Source organism: Bacteroides sp. CAG:189 (genome assembly GCF_000432295.1).
GTDB classification, from domain to species: domain Bacteria; phylum Bacteroidota; class Bacteroidia; order Bacteroidales; family Bacteroidaceae; genus Bacteroides; species Bacteroides salyersiae.
Window position 1 is genome coordinate 1 of record NZ_HF991038.1, and the last position, 26,538, is coordinate 26,538.

A 26,538-nucleotide genomic window follows, 5' to 3' on the forward strand; every position below is an offset into this window, starting at 1 on the left:
AAGTTCTATTATGTAGAACAGGACTGCTGGATCAGCTTGAGCCTTTGTGCTGCTGGTTTGCGCATTATTAACAAAAAAGGATTGGACGCTGCACTGAATGATGCAGTAGCTAAAGGGTATTGTGATTGGAAAACCATTAAAGTGATTGGCTAAACGTAGAGGAGAAAACTGATTATGGCAAAGAAAGCAAAAGGTAATAGAGTACAAGTGATTCTGGAATGTACAGAACACAAGGATAGCGGTATGCCGGGAACATCTCGTTATATCACAACGAAAAATAGAAAAAATACCACAGAAAGACTTGAGTTGAAGAAATACAACCCGATTTTGAAGAGAGTAACAGTTCATAAAGAAATTAAATAATAAAGATAGAGAATAACCCATGGCAAAGAAGACAGTAGCAAGTTTGCACGAAGGATCTAAAGAAGGTCGTTCTTATACTAAGGTTATCAAAATGGTTAAGTCTCCGAAAACTGGTGCTTACATTTTTGATGAACAGATGGTTCCTAACGAAAAAGTACAAGACTTTTTCAAGAAATAAGATAAAGTTGCAGTTTACTGCATAAAAAATCCTCTCATGAATTCATTGAGAGGATTTTTTTATGCGTTATTGGGTAGATTTTTTAGTTTTTCATTACTTTATTATATCTTTGTAGCATAATGTATTATACAAATAGTAAGTATCATGGGATTTTTTAGTTTTTTCTCGAAGGAAAAGAAGGAAACTTTAGATAAAGGATTATCTAAAACCAAGGAAAGTGTGTTCAGTAAGATAGCTCGTGCAGTAGCAGGGAAATCTAAAGTGGACGACGAAGTGTTGGATAATCTTGAAGAGGTGCTCATCACTTCCGATGTAGGTGTAGAGACTACACTGAACATTATTAAACGTATCGAAAAGCGTGCTGCAAGTGATAAATATGTAAATACTCAGGAACTCAATACAATTCTTCGTGATGAAATTGCTGCATTGTTGACAGAGAATAATTCAGAAGATGTTGCTGATTTTGATGTCCCTATTGAAAAGAAACCATATGTGATTATGGTAGTGGGAGTTAATGGTGTTGGGAAGACGACTACCATAGGTAAATTGGCTTATCAATTCAAAAAAGCCGGCAAGTCGGTCTATTTGGGGGCTGCTGATACGTTCCGTGCTGCTGCGGTAGAACAGTTGGTTATTTGGGGTGAAAGGGTAGGTGTGCCCGTAATTAAACAAAAGATGGGCTCGGATCCGGCTTCTGTGGCTTTTGATACATTAAGTTCGGCTGTTTCCAATAATGCTGATGTTGTAATTATTGATACGGCAGGACGTTTGCATAATAAAGTGGGATTGATGAACGAGCTGACTAAGATTAAGAATGTAATGAAGAAAGTCGTTCCGGATGCGCCGAATGAGGTATTGCTTGTGTTGGATGGTTCTACAGGGCAAAATGCTTTTGAACAGGCAAAACAGTTTACATTGGCTACTGAAGTAACGGCTATGGCAATAACCAAGTTGGACGGAACGGCCAAAGGAGGAGTTGTAATCGGCATTTCCGATCAGTTTAAGATTCCGGTGAAATACATCGGATTAGGTGAAGGTATGGAAGATCTGCAAGTATTTCGTAAAAAAGAATTTGTTGATTCCTTGTTTGGAGAGAATGCATGAAAAGAAAAACAATAGATATAATCACTTTAGGGTGTTCTAAAAATTTGGTAGATTCGGAGCAGTTGATGCGTCAATTGGAAGAAGCCGGATATAATGTGACTCATGACGCTGAGAAGCCGGAAGGAGAAATAGCAGTAATCAATACTTGTGGTTTCATTGGTGATGCAAAGGAAGAATCTATTAATATGATTTTGGAATTTGCCCAGGAGAAAGAGGAAGGAAACTTGGAAAAACTTTTTGTGATGGGCTGTCTTTCAGAACGTTATTTGAAAGAGTTGGCGATCGAGATTCCGCAAGTTGATAAGTTTTATGGGAAATTTAATTGGAAAGAGCTTTTACAAGATCTCGGTAAGGCCTATCATGATGAATTGTATATCGAACGTACGCTGACCACTCCTGAGCATTATGCTTATTTGAAGATATCGGAGGGTTGTGACCGGAAATGTTCATATTGTGCCATTCCTATCATAACCGGACGTCATGTTTCACGTCCGATGGAAGAAATTCTGGAAGAAGTGAAGTATTTGGTTTCCAGAGGGGTAAAAGAGTTTCAGGTAATAGCTCAAGAATTGACCTATTATGGGGTCGATTTATATAAAAAGCAGATGCTTCCGGAATTGATAGAGTGTATTTCGGATATTCCGGGAGTAGAGTGGATTCGTTTGCATTATGCTTATCCGGCACATTTTCCCACTGATTTATTCCGCGTGATGCGTGAACGTGATAATGTGTGTAAATATATGGATATTGCTTTGCAGCATATCAGTGATAACATGCTGGAACGGATGCGTCGGCATGTGACGAAAGAGGACACTTATCGATTGATAGAGCAATTCCGCAGGGAAGTTCCCGGTATTCATCTGCGCACGACTTTAATGGTCGGACATCCGGGAGAAACAGAAGTTGATTTTGAAGAACTGAAGGAATTTGTTCGTAAGGTTCGTTTCGATAGAATGGGGGCTTTTACCTATTCGGAAGAAGAGGGGACTTATGCCGCAAAGCATTATGAAGATTCTGTTCCTGCCGAGATTAAGCAGGCTCGTCTGGATGAACTGATGGATATTCAGCAGGGGATTTCGGCTGAGCTAAGCGCTGCAAAAGTCGGTAAGCAGATGAGGGTTATTATCGATCGTGTCGAGGGAGATTATTATATAGGTCGTACGGAGTTTGATTCGCCGGAAGTTGATCCGGAAGTGTTGATTGACCGTTTGGATGGAACGTCGCTTATTATTGGTAACTTTTATCAGATTGAGGTGGTTGATTCCGATGATTTCGACCTTTTTGGTAAGGTCGTTTGAAAGAAAAATCCCGAAGAATTTGCATTTTTGCTCAATAATGACTAATATAGCGTCGAACTTTTAAAACTTCAAGATTTGAATAATAAAGATTTTACTTCGGAATTGTCGCGCAGGTTAAGGTATACAATAAAGGATACGTCTGAATTGATGTCCTCTTTGTTGTCGGATATGACTCAGGAATTGCAAGAAGGGAATGTAGTAACGATACAGGGCTTTGGAACTTTTGAAGTAAAAAAGAAAGCAGAGCGTATAACGGTTAATCCGACAACCAAGCAACGTATGCTCGTTCCTCCCAAATTAGTGTTAGCATATAGGCCGAGTGGTCAGCTAAAAGAAAAGTTTAAATAAAAAAGACTCTCTCTTATGAACGAAAGACTATATCTGCAGAATTTTGTCGACCTGTTATCAGAAAAGCATGGCATGAATAAGAAAGATGCCGAAAAATTCGTCAAAGAGTTTTTTCTTTTGATAGAAGAAGCTTTGGAGAGAGATCGGTCTGTGAAGATCAAGGGTCTGGGGACTTTTAAACTGGTAGAGGTAGAAAGCAGGGAAAGTGTTAAGGTTAATACAGGTGAACGGTTTCAAATAGAGGGATATACCAAAGTGTCATTTGTTCCGGATACTTCATTACGTGATATTATTAATAAGCCTTTTGCTCATTTTGAAACAGTGGTTTTGAATGAAAATACAATTTTGGAAGATACTCCGATCGCTGAGTCTGATGATGAAGATGTAATAGAAGAAACTGTATTGCTGAAAGAGGAAGAGGGAGAAGAAGAGATGGTTATGGCAGAGGGTGAAGGTAATCCGTCTGTGGAATCGGTAAGGTATGTTGATTTATCGTCAGAGACAGTTGCGTTAGCGGAAGAGGAAACTTCATTGACCGAAGAGGTGAATGGAAGGGAGGAAATATCTTCGGAAGAAACGAAAGCTGACGAAGTTCCTGTAGGAAAAATGTTGATGGAAGAAACCTCTGTACAGGAGATGCCGACTGTGGAAAGTGCATTGCCTGTAGAATCGATAGAGAAGGATGTCTTTTCTAATGATATTGAGGAAGGGGTTGTAGTGCTTATGAATCGGCCTTCGGAACCGGTGAGGGAGAAAGCGGATACAGTAGACTCTTCTCAGCCGACGGCTTCTTCTCAATCGACAGACTCTTCTCAGCCGACAGAATCTAAATTATCTGCAGAAGAGATTATTGCACGTGAATTGGCTACTTCGACACCCGTTTCGGCTCATGAAAGACAGATAAAAAAACATAGTAAATCCAAACATAAAAAAGGAGAAAAGTCACCTGTCCCTTATTTGATAGCGATAATTGTTATTGTTTTATTGCTGTGCGGAGGTGCTTTGCTTTTTATTTATTATCCTGATTTGTTTGAATCTGCCGATAGAATAGAAAAACTGGAAAAGCCTGTTAATGCCGTTAAACCTGTTCCTGTAGTGGCGATTCCTCAAGATACGATAATTGAGAAAGACACTGTTGGCGAAGTTGTTTCTCCTCCTACGGTAAAAGAAGAACCGGTAGTTGTTCCGGAACCTAAAAAAGAAGTGGAAGTGGTGAAAAAAGAAGATAAATCGGTTACTAAACCGGCACCTTTCAATCCCGATTCTGTAAATTATATAATTACGGGAACAAAAGCCACATATACAATAAAAGAAGGGGAAACACTTACCAGGGTTGCTCTACGCTTTTATGGAACTAAAGCTCTGTGGCCATATATAGTAAAATATAATCCGGATATTATAAAAAATCCGAATCATGTCCCATATGGCACAACGATTAAGATTCCAGAATTGGTTAAAAAATAAATAGATCGAATCATTTGCACCCGGATGCGGCATTACGCTGATTATCCGGGTGTTTTTATATATGTATATGAAATGTTATGAAACCAATAAACCGTATAAAAGTACCTTAATCTAAAGGTTTCGCATTGTTTTTTAATAAAAATTAGTTGCAATGGTTAATTATATAGCGTACTTTTGGAATCGAATTAAAAAGCCTTACAGAAACTAAGGACTTTATTATGATTTTGTGGTAATTAAACAATAAAATATTAAGTATTTATGGCTGAATCAATTGATATCCGCGAATTGAACGAACGGATTGAAAGACAAAGTGCTTTCGTTACCAATCTTACAACAGGCATGGACCAGATTATAGTTGGTCAGAAACATTTGGTGGAATCGCTTCTGATCGGACTGTTGTCTGACGGACATGTGTTGTTGGAAGGTGTGCCGGGTTTGGCAAAGACATTAGCAATTAAAACATTGGCGTCTCTGATTGATGCACAATACAGTCGTGTACAGTTTACGCCGGATTTGTTGCCTGCCGACGTTATCGGTACAATGGTTTACAGTCAGAAAGATGAATCATTTCAAGTAAAGAAAGGACCTATTTTTGCAAATTTTGTATTGGCGGACGAAATTAATCGTGCACCGGCAAAAGTACAGAGTGCCCTGCTTGAAGCAATGCAGGAACGTCAGGTGACAATCGGTAAACAGACTTTCCCTCTGCCGGAACCTTTCTTGGTATTAGCTACTCAGAACCCGATCGAACAAGAAGGTACTTATCCGCTTCCGGAAGCACAAGTCGACCGTTTTATGTTGAAGGTTGTGATTGATTATCCGAAATTGGAAGAAGAAAAATTGATTATCCGCCAGAATATTAATGGCGAGAAATTCAATGTGAAGCCTATCCTTAAGGCTGACGAGATTCTTGAGGCGCGTAAAGTGGTCCGTCAGGTTTATTTGGATGAGAAAATAGAACGTTATATTGTTGATATTGTGTTTGCAACCCGTTATCCGGAGAAGTATGATCTGAAAGAATTGAAAGACATGATTGGTTTTGGTGGTTCACCCCGTGCTTCTATCAACTTGGCTTTGGCTGCCCGTACATATGCATTTATCAAACGTCGTGGATATGTGATCCCCGAAGATGTGCGTGCGGTAGCTCATGATGTGCTTCGTCACCGTATCGGTTTGACGTATGAAGCGGAAGCAAGCAATATGACTTCTGATGAAATAATCAGTAAGATACTGAATAAGGTTGAAGTACCTTGATTTTAATTGAGTGATGAATAACTCCCGATTTTCAAATCTCAATTTTAAATAGATGGAAACAAGTGAAATATTAAAAAAAGTTCGTCAAATTGAAATAAAGACACGCGGATTGTCTAACAATATTTTTGCAGGCCAATATCATTCGGCTTTCAAGGGTAGGGGTATGGCATTTTCCGAAGTGCGTGAATATCAGTTTGGTGATGATATTCGCGACATCGACTGGAACGTAACGGCGCGTTTCAACAAACCTTATGTTAAGGTGTTTGAGGAAGAACGTGAACTGACAGTGATGTTGATGGTAGATGTTTCCGGTAGTTTGGAGTTTGGTACTGTTAAGCAGATGAAAAAGGATATGGTGACCGAGATTGCTGCAACATTGGCATTCTCGGCCATTCAGAACAATGATAAGATAGGTGTTATTTTTTTCTCTGATCGAATAGAGAAATTTATACCTCCGAAAAAAGGTCGTAAACATATTCTTTATATTATTCGCGAATTGATTGATTTCAAACCTGAAAGTCGTCGTACGAATATCCGTTTGGCATTGGAATATCTGACGAATGTAATGAAAAGGCGATGTACAGCTTTTATCTTGTCTGATTTTATAGATCAGGAGAGTTTCAAAAATGCAATGACGATTGCTAATCGGAAGCATGATGTAGTAGCTGTTCAAGTCTATGACCGACGTGTCTCAGAGCTTCCTCCAATAGGATTGATGAAGATAAAAGATGCTGAAACCGGACATGAACAGTGGATTGATACGTCATCTAAGGCTGTGCGTCAGGCACATCATAATTGGTGGATAAATAAACAGAGTGAATTGAGTGAGACATTTACGAAAAGTAATGTGGATTCTGTTTCTGTGCGTACTGATCAGGATTATGTAAAAGCACTACTCAATTTGTTTGCCAAACGAAATTAACGGAAGAAGATGAATAGAAATAGTTTTCTAATAATATTGTTGTTTTTAATATCGGGCAGAGTTGCTGCGCAATCTGTTACGGTGGAAGCCAAGATTGATTCTTTGCAAATTCTTATTGGAGAGCAAGCTAAGATACAATTGCAAGTGGCAATGGATGCTAAGCAACGGGCTGTTTTTCCTGTCTATTCCGATACGTTGATACGTGGAGTGGAAGTGATTGAGACGGCTAAACCGGATACACAGTATTTAAATGACAGACAGAGGTTGCTGATAACACAGGAATATACTGTTACTTCATTTGATTCAGCCCTTTATTATCTGCCCCCCATGGTTGTGACAGTTGACAATAAAGAGTATAAATCAAGGGCATTAGCATTAAAAGTTTACTCGATGCCTGTCGATACTTTGCATCCGGAAATGTTTTTTGGGCAAAAAGCTGTAATGAAAGCTCCTTTTGCTTGGGAAGATTGGTATGGATTGATCGGATGTTCGTTTCTTGCTTTACCTTTGTTGGCATTGCTTATTTATTTTATCATACGTATTCGCGACAATAAGCCGATTATTCGTAAGATAAAGGTAGAACCTAAACTACCGCCACATCAGGCTGCCATGCAAGAGATAGAGCGTATTAAGGCGGAGAAGGTATGGCAGAAAGGAAGGTCGAAGGAATATTATACAGAATTGACAGATGCTATTCGTACATATATAAAAGATCGTTTTGGTTTTAATGCATTAGAAATGACTTCTTCTGAAATTATAGATAAGCTGTTGGAAATGAATGATAAGGAGGCAATCTCTGATTTGAAAGAATTGTTTCAAACGGCCGATTTGGTAAAGTTTGCCAAGCATGATCCGCAGATGAATGAAAATGATGCGAATTTAATTAATGCTATCGACTTTATTAATGAAACAAAACAGCCGGAAGAAGAAAATCAAAAGCCGCAACCAACGGAAATCACTATTATAGAGAAGCGTTCTTTGCGTGCTAAGATATTGCTTATATGTGGAATTGTATTACTATCAGTTGCTCTTGTAGCTACTTTTGTATATATTGGAACACAGCTCTATGATCTTTTTGCATAAGTGGAGTAATTTCAATTGTAAATAGTAAATCGTAAAATCGTAAATAGAATGGTTTTTGCCAATATTGAATATTTATTTTTGCTACTGTTGCTTATACCTTATATCGTATGGTATATTCTAAAGTGGAAAAAGAGTCAGGCGACGCTTCAGATTTCGGATGCCCGGGTATATGCGCATACACCCAAAAGTTATAAAAACTATTTGCTTCATGTACCGTTCGGACTTCGTATCATAGCGTTAATATTGATCATTCTGGTACTTGCCAGACCTCAAACAACAGATAACTGGCAGAACAGCGAGATTGAGGGGATCGATATTATGCTTGCTATTGACGTATCTACCAGTATGCTGGCAGAGGACCTAAAACCGAATCGGTTGGAAGCTGCTAAAGATGTAGCTGCCGAGTTTATAAATGGTCGTCCGAATGATAATATTGGTTTGACATTATTTGCCGGTGAAAGTTTCACACAATGTCCTTTAACAGTAGATCATGCTGTATTGCTGAATTTGTTTCAAAGTATTAAGTGTGGAATTGTAACCGATGGGACGGCGATTGGTATGGGTATTGCTAATGCTGTGACACGTTTGAAAGATAGTAAAGCTAAATCAAAGGTCATCATTTTGTTGACTGATGGTACGAATAATAAAGGGGATATTTCTCCTTTGACTGCTGCTGAGATCGCTAAGAGTTTTGGTATTCGTGTCTATACGATCGGTGTTGGTACGAATGGTATGGCCCCTTATCCATATCCGATAGGAAATACAGTGCAATATGTAAATATGCCGGTGGAAATAGATGAAAAGACATTGACTCAAATTGCGGGAACTACAGATGGAAATTATTTCCGTGCTACCAGCAACTCTAAATTGAAAGAGGTTTATGAAGAAATTGATAAACTGGAGAAAACCAAATTGAGTGTCAAAGAATACAGTAAGCGTCAGGAAGAATATCGTTTGTTTGCATTAGCAGCTTTTCTGTGTATATTACTCGAGGTATTGCTGCGCAACTCAATACTTAAGAAGATTCCATAATATAATGTGATTTCAAGCATAAATTGTAAATCGTAAAATAGTAAATAAAAAAGAGATGTTTCGATTTGAAGAGCCTACATATTTATATCTGTTGCTGCTATTACCGTTGTTAGCTGCTTTTTACTTGTATTCTAATTATAGGAAGCGGAAAGCGATTCGCCGGTTTGGTGATCCGATGTTAATGGCACAACTTATGCCTGACGTCTCTAAATATCGTCCGGATGTAAAATTTTGGTTAGTTTTTGTTGCAGTTGGGCTGTTTGCAGTGTTATTGGCACGTCCTCAGTTTGGTTCCAAGCTGGAAACGGTGAAACGTAAAGGGGTTGAAGTAATCATTGCACTCGATATATCAAACTCTATGTTGGCACAAGATGTTCAACCGAGTCGTTTAGAGAAGGCTAAGCGATTAATATCCAGATTGGTAGATGAAATGGAGAATGATAAGGTGGGAATGATAGTTTTTGCTGGTGATGCTTTTACACAGCTTCCTATTACAAGCGATTATATTTCTGCCAAGATGTTTTTAGAGTCAATTAATCCTTCTTTGATATCTAAGCAAGGAACGGCCATTGGCGCTGCTATAAATTTGGCTGCCCGTAGTTTTACTCCTCAAGAGGGAGTAGGGCGTGCTATTGTTGTCATTACTGATGGTGAAAACCATGAAGGAGGGGCAGTAGAAGCAGCGAAGGCGGCAGCAGAAAAGGGGATTCAAGTTAGTGTTTTGGGAGTAGGACTTCCAGACGGTGCTCCGATTCCTGTTGAAGGTACAAATGATTATCGCCGTGATCGAGATGGAAATGTAGTTGTTACTCGTCTCAATGAGGCTATGTGTCAGGAGATAGCTAAAGACGGTAAAGGTATTTATGTACGTGTTGACAATTCGAATTCTGCGCAGAAAGCTATAAACCAAGAGATCAATAAAATGGCGAAATCTGATGTCGAATCAAAAGTGTATACTCAATTCAATGAGCAGTTTCAGGCTGTTGCATGGATTATATTGCTTTTATTGTTAGCCGAAATGTTGATATTGGAACGTAAGAATCCGTTGTTTAAGAACATTCATTTGTTCTCTAATAAGAAGTAATTATGCTTATGTCAAGAAGTAAATATATTCTGTTTGCCGTGTTTGCGTTATTGGCGGCTGGTGCATTTGCACAAAAGGCAGAGAGAGATTATATCCGTAAGGGAAACCGTTTCTTTAATGATAGTGTTTTTGTAGATGCTGAGGTGAATTACCGGAAGGCATTGGAGGCAAATCCTAAATCTACTGTCTCTATGTATAATTTAGGAAATACGTTGTCTCAACAACAGAAGTTTAAAGAAGCTATGGAACAATACGTAGCTGCTGGTAAAATTGAAAAGGATAAGATGAAGCTGGCGCATATTTATCATAATATGGGAGTTTTGTTTCAAGCTGGAAAAGATTACGGACAGGCGGTAGAAGCCTATAAAATGTCATTGCGGAATAATCCGAAAGATGATGAGACGCGTTACAATCTTGCTTTGGCACAGAAATTGTTGAAAGATCAACAACAAAATCAGCAAAACCAAGATCAAAATCAGGATCAGAACAAAGATAATCAGGAAAATAAGCAAGATCAAAAGCAAGACCAGAATAAACAGAATAATGATCAAAAGCAAGATGATCAGCAACAACAGCAACCTCCGAAGCCGGAAAAGAAAGAGAATGAGATGTCGAAGGAGAATGCTGAGCAGTTACTTAATTCGGTGATGCAGGATGAGAAAGAGACCCAGGATAAGGTTAAGAAGCAACAACAGGTAATTCAGGGAGGGCGTCTCGAGAAAGATTGGTAATAAGTAGAATAAGATAATAAAAACTTCAAAGGAAATGAGAAAACTGATTTTCTTATTGATAACATTGGTAACAGTGAGCACTAATGTGTTTGCCGATAGCAAAGTGTCGTTTGCCGCATCTGCACCTGATGTAGTGGTGGTAGGAGACCAGTTTAGGCTGACCTATACAGTGACAACACAGAAAGTGAGAGATTTTCGTGCACCCTCTATCAAAGGGTTTGATGTACTGATGGGCCCTACCCGGAGTACATTCAGTAATACTCAGATCATCAATGGTGCAATGTCTTCAGAAAGTGGGATAACTTTTACTTACATTTTGATGGCAACAACAGAAGGAGATTATTCGATTCCCGGTGCTACGATTACAGCAGATGGAGATCAGATGGTCTCCAATTCGGTAAAAATAAAAGTGCTTCCGCCTGATCAAAACACGGGTGCTGCAGGGGCAACTCAAGGAAATGCTGCTTCGGGTAGATCGGCATCTTCTTCAACAAGTGTATCCAATCAGGATCTTTTTGTTACGGCAACGGCCAGTAAAACTACAGTTTATGAGCAAGAGGCTTTGTTACTGACTTATAAGATCTATACGCGTGAATCACAATTGGGATTTGATAATGTTAAGTTGCCGGATTTTAAAGGATTTCATTCTCAAGAGATAGAACGTCCTGCCAATGCTAAATGGTCTCAGGAACATTATAAGGGAAGAAACTATTATACTACTGTATATCGTCAGTTTGTGTTATTTCCTCAACAGTCTGGAAAATTGGTTATTGAGCCAGCACGTTTTGACGCTTCAATAGCAAAAGCTGTTAGGAGTGCAGATCCTTTCGATGCATTTTTTAATGGAGGAAGTAATGTAGTAGAGGTAAAGAAGACACTTACTACACCTGCTATAACAATTAATGTAAATGCACTTCCTTCAGGGAAACCTGCCGACTTTTCCGGTGGTGTAGGAGAGTTTAATATAACTTCTTCTATCAAGAGTAAGGAAGTAAAAACTAATGACGCAATAACCTTGAAACTTGTTATTTCGGGGATAGGAAATCTTAAATTACTTTCTAATCCGGAAGTTAAGTTCCCGGAAGATTTTGAGGTATATGCTCCTAAAGTAGATAGTCAGGTTCGTTTAACACCTAATGGATTATCAGGTAACCGTGTAATTGAATATTTGGCAATTCCCCGTCATGCTGGTGATTATAAAATTCCTGCCGTGACGTTCTCTTATTTTGATATTAAATCAAAATCTTATAAAACACTGAGAACGGAGGATTATGAAATAAAAGTGGAAAAAGGAGCAGGTAATGCAGACCAAGTGATTGCAAACTTTACAAATAAAGAAGATCTGAAAGTTTTAGGTGAGGATATTCGTTATATAAAGTTGAAAGATGTAACATTGCAACCTAAGGGCAGTTTCTTTTATGGTTCATTTGTATATTGGCTGTTTTATATAATTCCTGCTATAATTTTCATCGTATTGTTTATTGTTTATCGTAAACAGGCTGCAGAAAATGCCAATGTGGCTAAGATGCGCACAAAGAAAGCTAATAAAGTTGCTACAAAACGCATGAAGTTGGCAGGTAAATTGCTTGCGGAGAATAAAAAGGATGCGTTCTATGACGAGGTATTGAAAGCTTTGTGGGGATATATCAGCGATAAACTGAATATTCCGGTATCACGTTTGTCTAAAGATAATGTGGAAGAGAAGCTAAGAAACTATGGGGTGAGCGACGAATTGATTAAGGAATTCCTGGATGCTTTGAATGAATGCGAGTTCGCACGTTTTGCTCCTGGAGATGAAAATCAGGCTATGGACAAAGTTTACACCTCCTCTTTGGCGGTGATGAGTAAAATGGAAAATTCAATAAAACATTAAATTAGAAGAGATTAACATCATGAAAAAAATATTGTTTTTTGCATTTGGGGTATGGATATCGATTGTCTCTTTCGGACAAGGGCAGGCTGTGAAAGATAGTTTGCAGGCCATAGTAGGAGATTCTATCGGTAACAGTTTACAGCAGATTTCTTCCAGTTTAGAAGATGCCACAAAGGCCGAAGGAGACAGTGCATATATGAAGAACGATTATGCTTCTGCTATTCAGATTTATGAAGCATTGTTGAATCGGGGGGAGGCAGCTGATATATATTATAATCTTGGAAATAGTTATTATAAGGCTGGTGATATTGCTAAAGCTATATTGAATTACGAACGTGCGCTGTTGCTTCAGCCGGGTAATGGTGATATTCGCGCGAATTTAGAGATTGCCCGTTCAAAGACGGTTGATAAAGTGGAGCCGGTTCCGGAAATATTTTTTGTATCTTGGACTAAATCATTGATTAATAGTATGAGCGTTGATTCTTGGGCTGTTTGTGGAGTTGTTTGTTTCATATTATTGATTGTATCTCTTTATCTTTTTATCTTCTCTAAGCAAATTGTGCTAAAGAAAGCAGGTTTTATAAGTGGCATTGTTTTTCTGGCTGTAACAATACTGGCAAATGTGTTTGCAAATCAGCAGAAAGATGAGTTGACGAATCGTAATAGTGCCATTGTGATAAATCCCAGTGTAACAGTACGTAGTACTCCAAGCGAAAGTGGAACAAGTTTGTTTATACTTCACGAAGGTCATAAAGTGGGTGTAAAAGACGGTTCAATGAAAGATTGGAAGGAGATACGTCTGGAAGATGGAAAAGTAGGTTGGGTACCAGCTTCTGCTATTGAAATTATTTGAAAATATTGATTTTGTTATATTGATAAAAATCCTCGCATAGATATCTTGTGCGGGGATTTTTTTATTTATCAGTCGCTAAATGCCCCCATTTTTCTAAATTAAGAAAAAAAACAAGTAAATAGTTTGTTTTATCTTTTTTTTTCCTTAAGTTTATAGCGTGATACTGATTCACACTATTATTAACCATTAAATTTATGTGACATGAGGACAATAACATTCAATGAACTTCGTAAGATTAAAGATTCATTGCCCAGCGGTAGCATGCATAGAATAGCTGATGAACTTGGTTTGCACGTCGATACAGTGCGAAACTTTTTCGGAGGACATAATTTTAAAGAGGGTAAGAGTGTCGGAATACATTTAGAGCCCGGTCCGGACGGTGGCTTAGTGATGATTGATGATACTACCGTACTTGACCGGGCTCTTCGCATTCTTGATGAATTGAATATGAGTATGCAAAAGGAAGAGGCTACCGAATCTGTACAGGCATGATGAAATGATATATACTTGTAGAATCCCAATTGAATTAAAAACAATTGGGATTTCTTATTTGTTAAATTCACATATACAATGAAATTTTATGGAAGACAAATTAGTAACTTTGGCCATTCTGACTTACACAAAAGCTCAGATATTGAAGAATGTTCTTGAAAACGAGGGCATAGAGACTTATATCCATAATGTGAATCAAATTCAGCCTGTCGTTTCATCCGGGGTAAGATTACGCATTAAGGAAAGTGATTTACCACGGGCGCTTAAGATAACCGAGAGTTCTGTATGGCTTGCTGAAAGTATAGTAGGAGAGAAGACTCCTAAAGTGGAAGATGATAACGATAGTAGAAAGATTCTGATTCCTGTGGATTTTTCTAATTATTCGATAAAGGCTTGTGAATTCGGTTTTAATTTCGCTAAAGCATATGGAGCTGAAGTATTGTTATTACATGTCTATTTTACGCCTATATATGCGTCGTCATTGCCTTATGGCGATGTGTTTAACTATCAGATCAGTGATGAAGAAACGGTAAAAACTATTTTGCAGAAAGTACATTCGGATTTGAATGCTTTGGCAGATAAAATAAAGGAGAAAATAGCGTCTGGTGAATTTCCTGATGTAAAATATACTTGTGTATTACGCGAAGGAATACCTGAGGAGGAAATTCTGAGATATTCTAAAGAACAACGTCCACGTATCATTATAATGGGTACTCGTGGTAAGAGTCAAAAAGATATTGATTTGATTGGTAGTGTTACTGCCGAAGTAATAGAACGCAGTCGTACAGCTGTATTGGCTATTCCGGAAAATACACCGTTTAAAGAGTTCGGTGCTGTAAAAGAAGTTGCTTTTATAACCAATTTTGATCAAAGAGATTTAATTGCCTTTGATTCCTTTATAAGCGCTTGGAAACCTTTTAATTTCGTTGTTTCTTTGATTTACTTAGCTGATGCAAAAGAAGTCAAAGATACTTGGAATGAAATAAAACTTGCCGGTATTAAAGAATATTTTCAAAAACAATATCCGGAACTTGAAATCCATTATGATGTGGTGAAGAATGACGATTTTCTTAAAAGTTTTGATGAATATATCAAAACGAACAAAATCGATATCATTACATTGACTTCTTACAAACGGAATATATTTGCTCGTTTGTTTAATCCAAGTATTGCTCGAAAGATGATTTTTCATTCTGATACACCATTACTTGTTATTAACGGATGATCGGAAGAATAAAAATAGCTCATCTATAATTATGGAATAATCGTGATTATGTTTAATATATAAAGGCAACTTATTTGAAAAGAATAAGTTGCCTTTATTATTTATGTAAATTGATACTTTCTCAAATACTCCTGTTATAGAAAGTTATGAGTAATTTTGAATGAAGATGACCAAAAAAGGCCAATGCAAAATCAGTTGCATCGGCCTTTCTTTTTATTTTGAAGAAATCTTTTTGAAACTGTTATTTGTCATTCATTATTTTTTCAATTTCATCAAATTCCGGTCCCATGTTTAAGTTGTAGTAAACTCTATAAAGACCCGGTGCCCATAAGTCTTTTTGATCGGGTTTTAAGTCTCTTGCTTTTTCATAATAAGGTTTAGCTTCTTCATAGAATTTCTTGATAGTAGCTTGTGCCTCTGCATACTTAGGATCGTTTACATCAGTAGTAGACTGGTCAGCAAAATCCTGAGCTTTCATTAAAAGCACCAAACCTAAATTAGAATAAGCTTCTGCATATTGAGGATCTACTTCAATTGTCTTTTTATAGAAGTCAATAGCTTGATCATATTCTTTCATATTGTGATACAAGTATGCTTTTACATACAGATATAGCTTGTTGTTAGGGTCTTTAGTCAACATGTCATCAGCAAATTGCATTGCTTTTTCAGGCTGATTTGAACTACTGTAATAGTCAACAAGATTTGCGAAGAAATATTGGTTTTCGGGGAATTTTAAGATACCTTCTTTCAAAGATTCTACCCATTTTGCTGTATCACCTTTGGCTTTCAAAGCGTCTGCCCATAACTGCATGGCAACTGAACCATTGTCTTTGTCCTTAATAGCAATTGGAGCATATTTCAAGATAGCGTCTCTATCCTCTACCCCATTAGCCGCCAATGTAGCATAATAAGCAATCTGTGGTAATAAAGTATCTGTAACTGCCAGATTTTCTTTTTCCAACATAGGATAAGATGCTGATTCTACGTAAGTTCCGAAGAATTTCAAAGCTTCTCCACTTTTGTTAAGGTTAAAGTACTGGATACCGCCATTGATCAGATTCGGACGTTCTACCATCATAGAAGCGGCGTTTGCTTTTCTGTATTTGTTTTTAACCTTACCTTTTTCATTGGGGATTTCAGCCAATTCGTCACATTTCAAAAAGTACTCATACATTTTCAGGATACTGTTGTATGCTTTTAATGTATCATAAGGTTTTCTTAAATAGGCATTTTCCATCTCCTTTTCATTGATTCTCTTTTGGATTAAGCCTGCTACATCCCATGTAGCTGCATCGTCCTTAGTTTCAGGATTAGTCAATGCTCCATTAATCAGCTCTTCGGCTTTCTTAAAATCCGGTTTTACTTCGTTAGCTATGCTTTTGGCTTCTTTTACGCTCTTTTGTTGCGCGAATACAAAACTCACAGCCATTAGTAGAACCATTGAAAATAATACTCTTTTCATGATTGTTGTTTGATTAATTATTAATATTACGTCTATTCTTTATTTTCATCATTTTCTGTATTATCGGGAGTGTCGGGTATCTCTGTATCTGGGATATCCGCAGGATCAACTGCTATTTGTCCTTCTACCTCCTCAGTAGGAACTTCATCCTCAAGACTTTCTGTGGTAACTTTACATACCGATCCGATTTGGTCATTACGCTTTTCCAGATTTATCAGACGAACTCCCTGGGTTGCACGCCCCATAATGCGTACGTCGGCAACTTTTAGACGGATGGTGATACCGGACTTATTTATAATCATCAAATCATTCTCATCTGTTACGGACTTGATAGTTACCAATTTACCTGTTTTTTCGGTAATATTCATCGTTTTCACACCCTTACCACCACGATTTGTTTTGCGGTAGTCTTCTATTTCGGAACGTTTACCATATCCTTGTTCTGAAACTACCATCACTGACTCTGTCTCAAGGTCTTTGATACAAATCATACCTACTACTTCGTCTTGTCCGTCATTATCAAGCGTAATACCACGAACACCGGTTGCTGTACGTCCCATAACGCGAACTGCTGCTTCGTGGAAGCGAATAGCACGTCCGTTGCGGTTGGCTATGATAATTTCATTATTACCGTTTGTCATACGGACTTCGATTACACGGTCGTCTTCACGGATCGTGATGGCATTTACACCATTCTGACGAGGACGAGAGTATTGTTCGAGCAGTGTTTTTTTAATCACGCCGTTCTTTGTACAGAACAGTACATAATGACTGTTAATATATTCTTGATCGCTCAAGCTCTTTACACGCAGGTATGCATTTACGGCATCGTCAGAATCGATATTCAGCAGATTTTGGATGGCGCGTCCTTTTGAGTTCTTCGTTCCTTCGGGGATTTCATATACTTTTAGCCAGTAACATTTACCTTTTTGAGTAAAGAACATCATTGTGTTGTGCATTGTTGCCGGGTAGATATGCTCGATGAAGTCTTCGTCACGGGTTTCCGTACCTTTTGAACCTACTCCACCACGATTTTGAGCACGGAATTCAGTAAGCGGGGTACGTTTTATATATCCCATATGAGAAATGGTGATAATCATTTCATCATCGGCATAGAAATCTTCCGGATTGAACTCTTCGGATGAGTAGACAATTTCTGAACGACGTCCGTCACCGTATTTAGCTTTTACTTCAATCAGTTCATCCTTAATAACTTTGCGACATACTTCATCATCAGCAAGAATACTTTCCAAATATGCAATTTGATTCATAATCTCTTCATATTCGGCATGTAACTGATCTTGCATCAGTCCGGTAAGTTGGCGTAAACGCATTTCTACGATAGCACGTGCCTGTATTTCCGTTAGTTCGAAGCGGCTCATTAACCCGGCAATGGCATCATTCGGAGTTTTTGCAGCACGAATGATACGGATTACTTCATCGATGTTATCTGAAGCAATGATCAGGCCTTCAAGAATATGGGCACGTTCTTTTGCCTTACGCAAATCGAACTGTGTACGACGGATGACAACATCACGTCTATGCTCTACGAAGTATTTAATTAAATCTCTTAAATTCAAAGTCTTAGGACGTCCGTGTACCAATGCTACGTTGTTAACTCCAAAAGATGTTTGCAATGCTGTCATCTTATAGAGTTTATTTAATACTACACTGGCATTGGCATCTCGTTTGATATCGATAACGATACGCATACCGTCACGGTCAGATTCGTCATTTGCGTTCGAGATGCCTTCTATCTTCTTATCGTTTACAAGATCAGCGATGTATTTTATCAGCTCGGCTTTATTTACATTGTATGGAATTTCGGTAACAACGATTTTATCATGTGTTTGTCCTGTTTCGATTTCGGCTTTAGCACGCATTATAACGCGACCACGTCCTGTCAGATAGGCTTCACGAACGCCGCTTATGCCATATATATATCCGCCTGTCGGGAAGTCGGGTGCTTTAACGTAGTTCATGAGTTCTTCTACCGTGATTTCCGGATTATCAATGTAAGCATCGCAGGCATCGATAATCTCAGACAGGTTGTGTGGAGGCATGTTTGTAGCCATACCTACAGCAATACCGGAAGCACCGTTAATGAGAAGATTTGGGATACGTGTCGGCATTACAGTCGGTTCATCCAATGTGTTATCGAAATTTCGATCAAAGTCGACAGTTTCCTTGTAAAGGTCTTCCATCATGGCTTCTCCCAACTTGTTCAGTCGTGCTTCTGTATAACGCATGGCAGCAGGGCTGTCACCGTCAACGGAACCGAAGTTTCCCTGACCATCTACTAACGGATAACGCATTGCCCACTCTTGTGCCATACGTACCATGGCCAAATATACGGAAGAATCTCCGTGTGGATGATACTTACCGAGTACTTCACCCACGATTCTGGCGGATTTCTTATAAGGTTTATCTGACGTATTACCCAATTCCATCATACCGTAAAGTATTCTACGGTGAACGGGCTTAAATCCATCTCTAACATCCGGAAGGGCACGCGAAACAATGACCGACATGGAGTAGTCAATGTAAGATGACTTCATTTCCTCCTCGATGTTAATCTTTATAATTCTGTCTTGTTCAAGCATTTAAAAAGATTATTAATTATACATTTATGGCTTATGAAAAACCACGCTAAAGTACTACTTTTTCGTGATATACAAAAGTTTTCCAGCATAAACTTTTTGGCGATCCTTATATCTTGCTCAAGCTTAGAGATATGTAGGATTATTGTTTTGTCATACAAACAGATTTATCTTCTTAATAGTTCACTAAATATATATCTAATGTTTATTATATCAATACTTTAGATTTCTCAAATCTTATTCTGTGATTGAAAACATCCGGATGTTGTTGTACAAAACATGGGGATGTTGTTGGATAAAACATGGGGATGTTGTTGAGCAAAACATGGGGATGTTTTTATTCTATGTTTTATTAATTAATAGAGATGATAAAATGAATTGTTCTATCCGGCTCTTGAAGATTATACATCTACAATATATAAATAAGGTATATAAGGATGCATCTTTTTTGGCACGGCATTTGTTATTATAATAAATAAAGCAAATATTGTGTATAAAATCGTGTGTTATGCGTATATTTGCGAGTGATTAACACCTTAAGAAGGAAGGAATAAAGTATGAATAATCAATTCTCACAAAGAGTTTCCGACATTATCGTCTTTAGTAAAGAAGAAGCGAACCGTTTGAGAAGCAGGTATATAGGTCCTGAACATCTGCTATTGGGAATGCTTCGTGACGGTGAAGGGAAAGCTATCGAGATATTGTCCAAACTCAAAACAAATCTGACCGACATAAAAAAGCAGATTGAAACAATACTGAAAGCGGATGCAGATGATTTTCTGTTGCCCGATGCGGAAGTGCCATTGTCTAACGGAGCGGCAAAGATACTTAAAATGTGTATTCTCGAAGCTCGTTTGATGAAGAGTAATGTGGCTGATACGGAGCACGTTTTGCTGGCTATCTTGAAAGATCGTAATAATGTGGCTGCTTCTGTGCTTGAAGCTAACCAGGTAGATTATAAAAAAGTGTTTGAACAATTATCGTTACAACCGGATATTAATGCCGGTATGGGATTTACCGAGGATGACGACGATGATGAAGAAATGGGGGCATCCCGTTCGGGGGATACTCGTGGTTCGGAAGAACGTCAGCAACAGGCACAGACTGCATCCAGAAAGCCTGCCAATGATACTCCTGTGCTTGATAATTTTGGTACGGACATGACAAAAGCGGCAGAAGAAGGCCGTTTAGACCCGGTTGTAGGACGTGAACGGGAAATTGAACGTTTGGCGCAGATTTTGAGCCGGCGTAAAAAGAATAATCCAATATTGATTGGTGAGCCGGGTGTCGGTAAATCAGCCATAGTAGAAGGTCTGGCACTTCGTATCATACAGAAGAAAGTGTCACGTATCTTGTTTGATAAGCGTGTGGTAGCATTGGATATGACATCGGTTGTTGCCGGCACTAAATATCGTGGACAGTTTGAAGAGCGTATTCGTTCTATTCTCAATGAATTGCAGAAGAATCCGAATGTAATTCTGTTCATTGATGAAATACATACCATTGTGGGGGCCGGTTCTGCAGCGGGTTCCATGGATGCTGCCAATATGCTGAAACCGGCTCTTGCCCGTGGTGAGATTCAGTGTATAGGTGCCACTACTCTTGATGAATATCGTAAGAATATAGAGAAAGACGGTGCGTTGGAGCGTCGTTTTCAGAAAGTTATGGTAGAGCCTACGACAGCCGAGGAAACACTTCAGATTCTTCGGAATATCAAGAGTAAATACGAAGATCATCATAACGTGAATTATACGGATGAAGCATTGGAGGCGTGTGTCAACTTGACAGACCGCTATATCACAGATCGTAATTTTCCGGATAAAGCTATCGATGCTCTTGATGAAGCCGGTTCACGCGTACATCTTACTAATATAAGTGTTCCGAAAGAAATTGAGGAGCAAGAGAAACTGATTGAAGAAGCGAAGAGCAAGAAGAATGAGGCGGTGAAATCGCAGAATTTTGAACTTGCTGCCAGTTTCCGTGATAAGGAAAAGGAACTTACTGTCGAGCTTGACCGTATGAAGCAAGCATGGGAAGAACAATTGAAAGACAATAGGCAAACGGTTGATGCCGAAGAAATTGCAAATGTCGTTTCTATGATGTCCGGTATTCCTGTACAGCGCATGGCACAGGCGGAAGGCATTAAGTTGGCCGGAATGAAAGAATCTCTTCAGTCTAAAGTGATTGCTCAGGATACTGCTATCGAAAAGTTAGTGAAAGCTATATTGCGTAGCCGCGTGGGACTGAAAGATCCTAATAAACCTATTGGAACCTTTATGTTTTTAGGTCCTACGGGTGTCGGTAAAACTCATTTGGCTAAAGAACTGGCAAAATACATGTTTGGTTCTTCGGATGCATTGATTCGTATCGATATGAGTGAATATATGGAGAAGTTTACCGTTTCCCGTCTTGTCGGAGCACCTCCGGGGTATGTAGGATATGAGGAAGGCGGGCAATTGACGGAAAAAGTACGTCGCAAACCATACTCCATTATCCTACTCGATGAGATAGAGAAAGCACATCCTGATGTGTTTAACCTTTTGCTTCAAGTGATGGACGAGGGACGCTTAACTGACAGTTATGGCAGAATGGTCGACTTTAAAAATACGGTTATCATCATGACTTCGAATATCGGTACGCGTCAATTGAAAGACTTTGGTCGTGGAGTTGGTTTTGCTACTCAAAATCGATTGGATGACAAGGAGTTTTCTCGTAGTGTGATACAGAAAGCTTTAAACAAGTCTTTTGCTCCTGAATTTCTGAATCGTGTGGATGAGATTATCACTTTCGATCAGCTTTCTTTGGAGGCCATAACGCACATTATTGATATCGAGTTGAAAGGTTTGTACGATAGAATCGAATCTATTGGTTATAAGTTGGTTATTGAAGATGAAGCTAAACAATTTATTGCAACCAAAGGATATGATGTACAGTATGGAGCTCGTCCTTTAAAGCGTGCCATACAGACATATCTGGAAGACGGATTGTCAGAACTTATCATATCTTCCAAACTAACCGACGGAGATATGATAAGAGTGTCTCTGAATAAGGAGAAAGGTGAACTTGAAATGAAGAATGAAGCGAAAACTTCAGAATAAAATTCTTTATAATGCGTCAAAATGTCAGATTCTCGGATCTGGCATTTTTTTTGTCCTTATGTTTCACGAAACATCATTGTACAATATATTAATCCGATAAATTAAAAAATATACGTTATTATGCAAAAAGGTAATATTGGGGTTACAACAGAGAACATTTTCCCTATCATTAAAAAGTTCTTGTATAGCGATCATGAGATTTTTCTTCGTGAATTGGTTTCTAACGCTGTCGATGCTACCCAGAAACTGAATACATTGGCTTCTATCAGCGAATTTAAAGGGGAATTGGGCGATCTTACCATTCATGTCTCTCTTGGTAAAGATACCATTACTATCTCCGACCGGGGTATCGGTTTGACTGCTGAGGAAATTGATAAATATATCAATCAGATAGCTTTTTCCGGTGCTAATGATTTCTTGGAAAAGTATAAGAACGACGCAAATGCGATTATTGGGCATTTCGGACTTGGTTTCTATTCTGCTTTCATGGTTGCCAACAAGGTAGAGATTGTCACCAAGTCATATAAGGAAGGTTCACAAGCTGTGAAATGGACTTGTGACGGTAGTCCGGAATTCACTTTGGAAGATGTGGATAAAGCCGATCGCGGTACGGATATTATTCTTTATATCGACGATGACGCCAAAGAATTCTTGGAGGAATCCAGAATATCTGAGTTATTGAAGAAATATTGTAAATTCCTCCCGGTTCCTATTGCATTCGGTAAAAAGAAAGAATGGAAAGACGGTAAGCAGGTGGAAACTTCTGAAGATAATATCATTAACGATACCACTCCATTGTGGACTCGTAAACCGAGTGAACTTTCGGATGAAGATTACACGAAATTCTATAGAGAGCTATATCCGATGTCGGACGAACCTTTGTTCTGGATTCATCTGAATGTAGATTATCCATTCCATTTGACGGGTATTCTTTATTTCCCGAAAGTGAAAAGTAATATTGAATTGAATAGAAATAAGATTCAGCTTTATAGCAATCAGGTGTATGTGACTGATTCTGTAGAGGGAATTGTACCTGATTTCTTAACGCTTCTGCATGGCGTAATTGATTCTCCGGATATCCCGTTGAATGTTTCACGTTCTTATCTGCAGAGTGATTCAAATGTGAAGAAGATTTCCACTTATATCACCAAGAAGGTCTCCGATCGTTTGCAATCCATCTTTAAGAACGATCGTCCTCAGTTTGAGGAAAAGTGGAATGATTTGAAAATATTTATCAATTATGGAATGTTGACGCAGGAGGATTTCTATGAAAAAGCGTCAAAATTTGCCCTTTTCACCGATACGGATGGTAAGCATTATACCTATGAAGAGTATCAGATGCTGATTAAAGATAATCAGACAGATAAAGATGGAAATTTGATTTATTTGTACGCTAACAATAAAGACGAACAGTTTAGCTATATCGAAGCTGCTAAAAATAAGGGATACAATGTATTGCTTATGGATGGTCAATTGGATGTCGCTATGGTGAGCATGCTTGAACAGAAATTCGAGAAATCTCGTTTTACTCGTGTGGATAGTGATGTAGTCGACAATCTTATTGTGAAAGAAGACAAGAAGGGTGACGCATTGGAAGCTAATAAACAGGAAGCCCTGTCAGCCGTGTTCAAGAGCCAGCTACCTAAAGTGGATAAGACTGAATTTAATGTAATGACGCAGGCTTTGGGCGAAAATTCCGCTCCTGTGATGATCACTCAAAGCGAGTATATGCGTCGTATGAAAGAGATGGCTAATATACAGGCCGGTATGAGTTTCTATGGCGAAATGCCTGATATGTTTAATCTGGTATTGAATTCAGACCATAAACTGATTAAACAGGTATTGAGTGAAGAAGAAATAGCTTGTGCTGCTGACATTGTACCTTTACAGTTGTCTATTGATGATGCTACCAAGCAGCGTGATGCGTTGCAAAAGAAGCAAGAAGGTAAAAAAGAAGAAGATATCCCTACTTCTGAAAAAGACGAGCTGAAAGATGTGAATAAGAAATTGGATGAACTGAAGATCAAAAAAGAAGCTGTTTTTGCCGGATATGCAAGTAAAAATAAGGTAGTGCGTCAGTTGATAGATTTGGCTTTGTTGCAAAATAACATGTTGAAAGGTGAAGCTTTGAACAATTTCGTGAAAAGAAGCATAGAGCTTATTTGATTCGCCCCTTTATAATTCGTAAATAAATCCAGAAGAGCATTGCGCGCTGAAAAGCATGGCAATGCTCTTTTTTATTCTAAATCTTTTAGGGAATGCCGATTAATTCGAAACTATTGCATATATTTGAAGGATAAATAATAAAACAAATAATAGTTTCATTCGAGATTATGAGAAAAGCTTTAGTGCTTATTACTTTTTTGCTGTTGTTGCCCATGTGGGTACAGGCCCAGAAAGTGGGGCTTGTGCTGAGTGGCGGTGGAGCTAAAGGGCTGACGCACATTGGCATAATTCGCGCTCTTGAAGAGAATAACATTCCTATCGATTATATAACAGGTACTTCTATGGGAGCTATTGTCGGGTCGTTGTATGCTATGGGGTACTCACCGGACGATATGGAGGCTTTGTTGAAGTCAGAAGATTTTAAGCGTTGGTATTCCGGAGAGGTAGAAGAGGAATATATGTATTATTTCAAAAAAAACTTGCCAACCCCGGAATTTCTAAATATCCGCCTTTCTTTTCGTGATTCATTGAAGATTAAGCCGCAGTTTTTGCCGTCAAGCGTGGTAGATCCTGTGCAGATGAATCTTGTCTTCATTGATCTGTACGCCCGGGCTACAGCTGCTTGCGGAGGGGATTTTGATAAACTGTTTATTCCGTTTCGTTGTGTGGCTTCCGATGTGTACAACAAGAAACAGCTTGTAATGAAGAGAGGCGATTTGGGTGATGCGGTTCGTGCTTCCATGAGTTTTCCATTTATGTTTAAGCCTATTGAGATAGATAGTGTATTAGCGTATGACGGTGGGATTTATAATAATTTTCCGACGGATGTGATGCGTGATGATTTTCATCCGGATATTATCATCGGTAGTGTAGTTGCCACCAATCCTACAAAACCCAAAGAAAACGATCTGATGAGTCAGATCGAGAATATGGTCATGCAGAAAACCGATTATTCCATTCCGGATTCGGAAGGCATTGTGATGACTTTTAAGTACGATGATGTCAATCTGATGGACTTTCAGAGAATTAATGAGCTACATGATATTGGGTACAACCGTACGATGAGTATGATGGATTCTATCAAAAGCCGTATCCATCGAAGGGTAAATTTGGATAATATACGTTTGAGAAGGCTCGTATACAAAAGTAATTACCCGGAACTCCGGTTTAAAAATATACTGATTGAAGGAGCTAATGCCCAGCAACAGGCCTATATTAAGAAAGAATTTCATGCTTCGGATGATAAGGAATTTACTTACGAAGATGTGAAACGTGGTTATTTTCGATTACTTTCGGGAAATATGATTTCCGAGATCATTCCTCATGCGGTTTTTAATCCGGAGGATGATACGTATGATCTTCATTTGAAGGTTAAATTGGAGGATAATATTTCCGTCCGTATCGGTGGCAACGTTTCTACCACGAGTTCTAATCAGATTTATCTGGGGCTTAGCTATCAGAACTTGAATTATAATGCAAAAGAGTTCACTTTTGACGGGCAACTCGGTAAAATTTATAATAATGTGCAGTTGATGGGGAAGATAGACTTTGCTACCAGTATTCCGACCTCTTATCGTTTAATAGCTTCTATCAGTACATTCGATTATTTTAAGAAAGAGAAACTGTTTTCTCGAAATGATAAACCGGCGTTTAATCAGAAAGATGAACGTTTTGTGAAATTAAAAGTGGGATTGCCTTTTCTTTCAAATAAGAGGGCGGAATTCGGTGTAGGTGCAGCAAAAATACAAGATCGTTATTTTCAGAAAAACGTGATTGATTTTGATAAGGATAAATACGATAAAAGCACTTATAGTCTATTCGGTGGTTCAATCAGTTTTAATGGAAGTACGTTGAATTCGCGGCAATTTCCCACTCAAGGAGCTCATGAAGAGTTGGTTGCCCAGATAT

Annotated in this window: 21 protein-coding genes and 1 pseudogene; 20 read left to right on the forward strand and 2 right to left on the reverse strand. The window is 38.5% G+C overall.

Annotated features, from left to right (window positions below):
* The 17 genes and pseudogenes from QVP90_RS05865 to QVP90_RS05945 all read left to right on the forward strand — a co-directional run.
* Positions 1–153 (forward strand): annotated as a pseudogene (locus QVP90_RS05865) (50S ribosomal protein L28); the annotation flags it as partial.
* A gap of 21 nt (positions 154–174) precedes the next feature.
* The gene (gene rpmG / locus QVP90_RS05870) at positions 175–363 is read left to right on the forward strand and encodes a 50S ribosomal protein L33 (protein WP_002560155.1); all 189 of its coding nucleotides are present in this window, start codon (positions 175–177) and stop codon (positions 361–363) included.
* 19 nt (positions 364–382) lie between these two features.
* The gene (locus QVP90_RS05875; protein WP_002560156.1) at positions 383–541 is read left to right on the forward strand and encodes a DUF4295 domain-containing protein; all 159 of its coding nucleotides are present in this window, start codon (positions 383–385) and stop codon (positions 539–541) included.
* Positions 542–685: 144 nt separating this feature from the next.
* Positions 686–1,645, forward strand: a complete 960-nt coding sequence (ftsY, locus tag QVP90_RS05880; RefSeq protein ID WP_005931635.1) for a signal recognition particle-docking protein FtsY — start codon at positions 686–688, stop codon at positions 1,643–1,645.
* Positions 1,642–2,943, forward strand: a complete 1,302-nt coding sequence (gene rimO, locus QVP90_RS05885) for a 30S ribosomal protein S12 methylthiotransferase RimO (protein WP_021935910.1) — start codon at positions 1,642–1,644, stop codon at positions 2,941–2,943. The genes ftsY and rimO overlap by 4 nt, the downstream gene beginning before the upstream one ends.
* Before the next feature lie 75 nt (positions 2,944–3,018).
* Positions 3,019–3,291: an HU family DNA-binding protein gene (locus tag QVP90_RS05890; RefSeq protein ID WP_021935911.1), complete on the forward strand. Its 273-nt coding sequence runs from the start codon at positions 3,019–3,021 to the stop codon at positions 3,289–3,291.
* A gap of 15 nt (positions 3,292–3,306) precedes the next feature.
* Positions 3,307–4,755 (forward strand): HU family DNA-binding protein, encoded by a 1,449-nt coding sequence (locus QVP90_RS05895; RefSeq protein WP_021935912.1) that lies wholly within the window; start codon positions 3,307–3,309, stop codon positions 4,753–4,755.
* A gap of 258 nt (positions 4,756–5,013) precedes the next feature.
* Entirely contained in the window at positions 5,014–6,009 is a 996-nt protein-coding gene (locus tag QVP90_RS05900) for an AAA family ATPase (protein WP_005931642.1), read from the forward strand.
* A 52-nt stretch (positions 6,010–6,061) separates the two neighbouring features.
* Positions 6,062–6,931 (forward strand): DUF58 domain-containing protein, encoded by an 870-nt coding sequence (locus QVP90_RS05905; RefSeq protein ID WP_005931644.1) that lies wholly within the window; start codon positions 6,062–6,064, stop codon positions 6,929–6,931.
* A gap of 9 nt (positions 6,932–6,940) precedes the next feature.
* Positions 6,941–8,014, forward strand: coding sequence for a hypothetical protein (locus tag QVP90_RS05910; RefSeq protein ID WP_130059512.1), 1,074 nt, complete (start codon positions 6,941–6,943; stop codon positions 8,012–8,014).
* Positions 8,015–8,062: 48 nt separating this feature from the next.
* Complete coding sequence (locus QVP90_RS05915; protein WP_021935914.1) at positions 8,063–9,046, forward strand: vWA domain-containing protein; 984 nt, start codon at positions 8,063–8,065, stop codon at positions 9,044–9,046.
* 55 nt (positions 9,047–9,101) lie between these two features.
* A complete protein-coding gene (locus QVP90_RS05920) occupies positions 9,102–10,130 on the forward strand; it encodes a VWA domain-containing protein (RefSeq protein WP_005931652.1) in 1,029 nt (342 codons plus the stop codon).
* Between the two features lie 8 nt (positions 10,131–10,138).
* A complete protein-coding gene (locus QVP90_RS05925; protein ID WP_172680676.1) occupies positions 10,139–10,861 on the forward strand; it encodes a tetratricopeptide repeat protein in 723 nt (240 codons plus the stop codon).
* A 34-nt stretch (positions 10,862–10,895) separates the two neighbouring features.
* Entirely contained in the window at positions 10,896–12,734 is a 1,839-nt protein-coding gene (locus tag QVP90_RS05930) for a BatD family protein (RefSeq protein WP_021935915.1), read from the forward strand.
* Positions 12,735–12,753: 19 nt separating this feature from the next.
* Positions 12,754–13,587 carry a tetratricopeptide repeat protein gene (locus QVP90_RS05935; RefSeq protein WP_005931663.1) on the forward strand — a complete coding sequence of 278 codons (834 nt, stop codon included), beginning with the start codon at positions 12,754–12,756 and terminating at the stop codon, positions 13,585–13,587.
* Positions 13,588–13,788: 201 nt separating this feature from the next.
* A complete protein-coding gene (locus QVP90_RS05940; protein ID WP_005931668.1) occupies positions 13,789–14,079 on the forward strand; it encodes a hypothetical protein in 291 nt (96 codons plus the stop codon).
* 88 nt (positions 14,080–14,167) lie between these two features.
* A complete protein-coding gene (locus QVP90_RS05945) occupies positions 14,168–15,304 on the forward strand; it encodes a universal stress protein (protein ID WP_005931671.1) in 1,137 nt (378 codons plus the stop codon).
* Positions 15,305–15,545: 241 nt separating this feature from the next.
* On the opposite strand, the gene QVP90_RS05950 is transcribed toward QVP90_RS05945, so the two are convergent.
* The gene (locus QVP90_RS05950; RefSeq protein ID WP_021935916.1) at positions 15,546–16,766 is read right to left on the reverse strand and encodes a tetratricopeptide repeat protein; all 1,221 of its coding nucleotides are present in this window, start codon (positions 16,764–16,766) and stop codon (positions 15,546–15,548) included.
* A gap of 32 nt (positions 16,767–16,798) precedes the next feature.
* Entirely contained in the window at positions 16,799–19,369 is a 2,571-nt protein-coding gene (gyrA, locus tag QVP90_RS05955) for a DNA gyrase subunit A (protein ID WP_005931677.1), read from the reverse strand.
* A gap of 554 nt (positions 19,370–19,923) precedes the next feature.
* Between gyrA and QVP90_RS05960 the strand changes: the two genes are divergently transcribed.
* From QVP90_RS05960 to QVP90_RS05970, 3 genes are all read left to right on the forward strand, one after another.
* Positions 19,924–22,464, forward strand: coding sequence for an ATP-dependent Clp protease ATP-binding subunit (locus tag QVP90_RS05960; protein WP_005931680.1), 2,541 nt, complete (start codon positions 19,924–19,926; stop codon positions 22,462–22,464).
* Positions 22,465–22,584: 120 nt separating this feature from the next.
* Complete coding sequence (htpG, locus tag QVP90_RS05965; RefSeq protein ID WP_005931682.1) at positions 22,585–24,630, forward strand: molecular chaperone HtpG; 2,046 nt, start codon at positions 22,585–22,587, stop codon at positions 24,628–24,630.
* Positions 24,631–24,797: 167 nt separating this feature from the next.
* Positions 24,798–26,538 (forward strand): patatin-like phospholipase family protein (locus tag QVP90_RS05970; protein ID WP_288203974.1); only part of this gene is annotated, 1,741 nt, incomplete at its 3' end.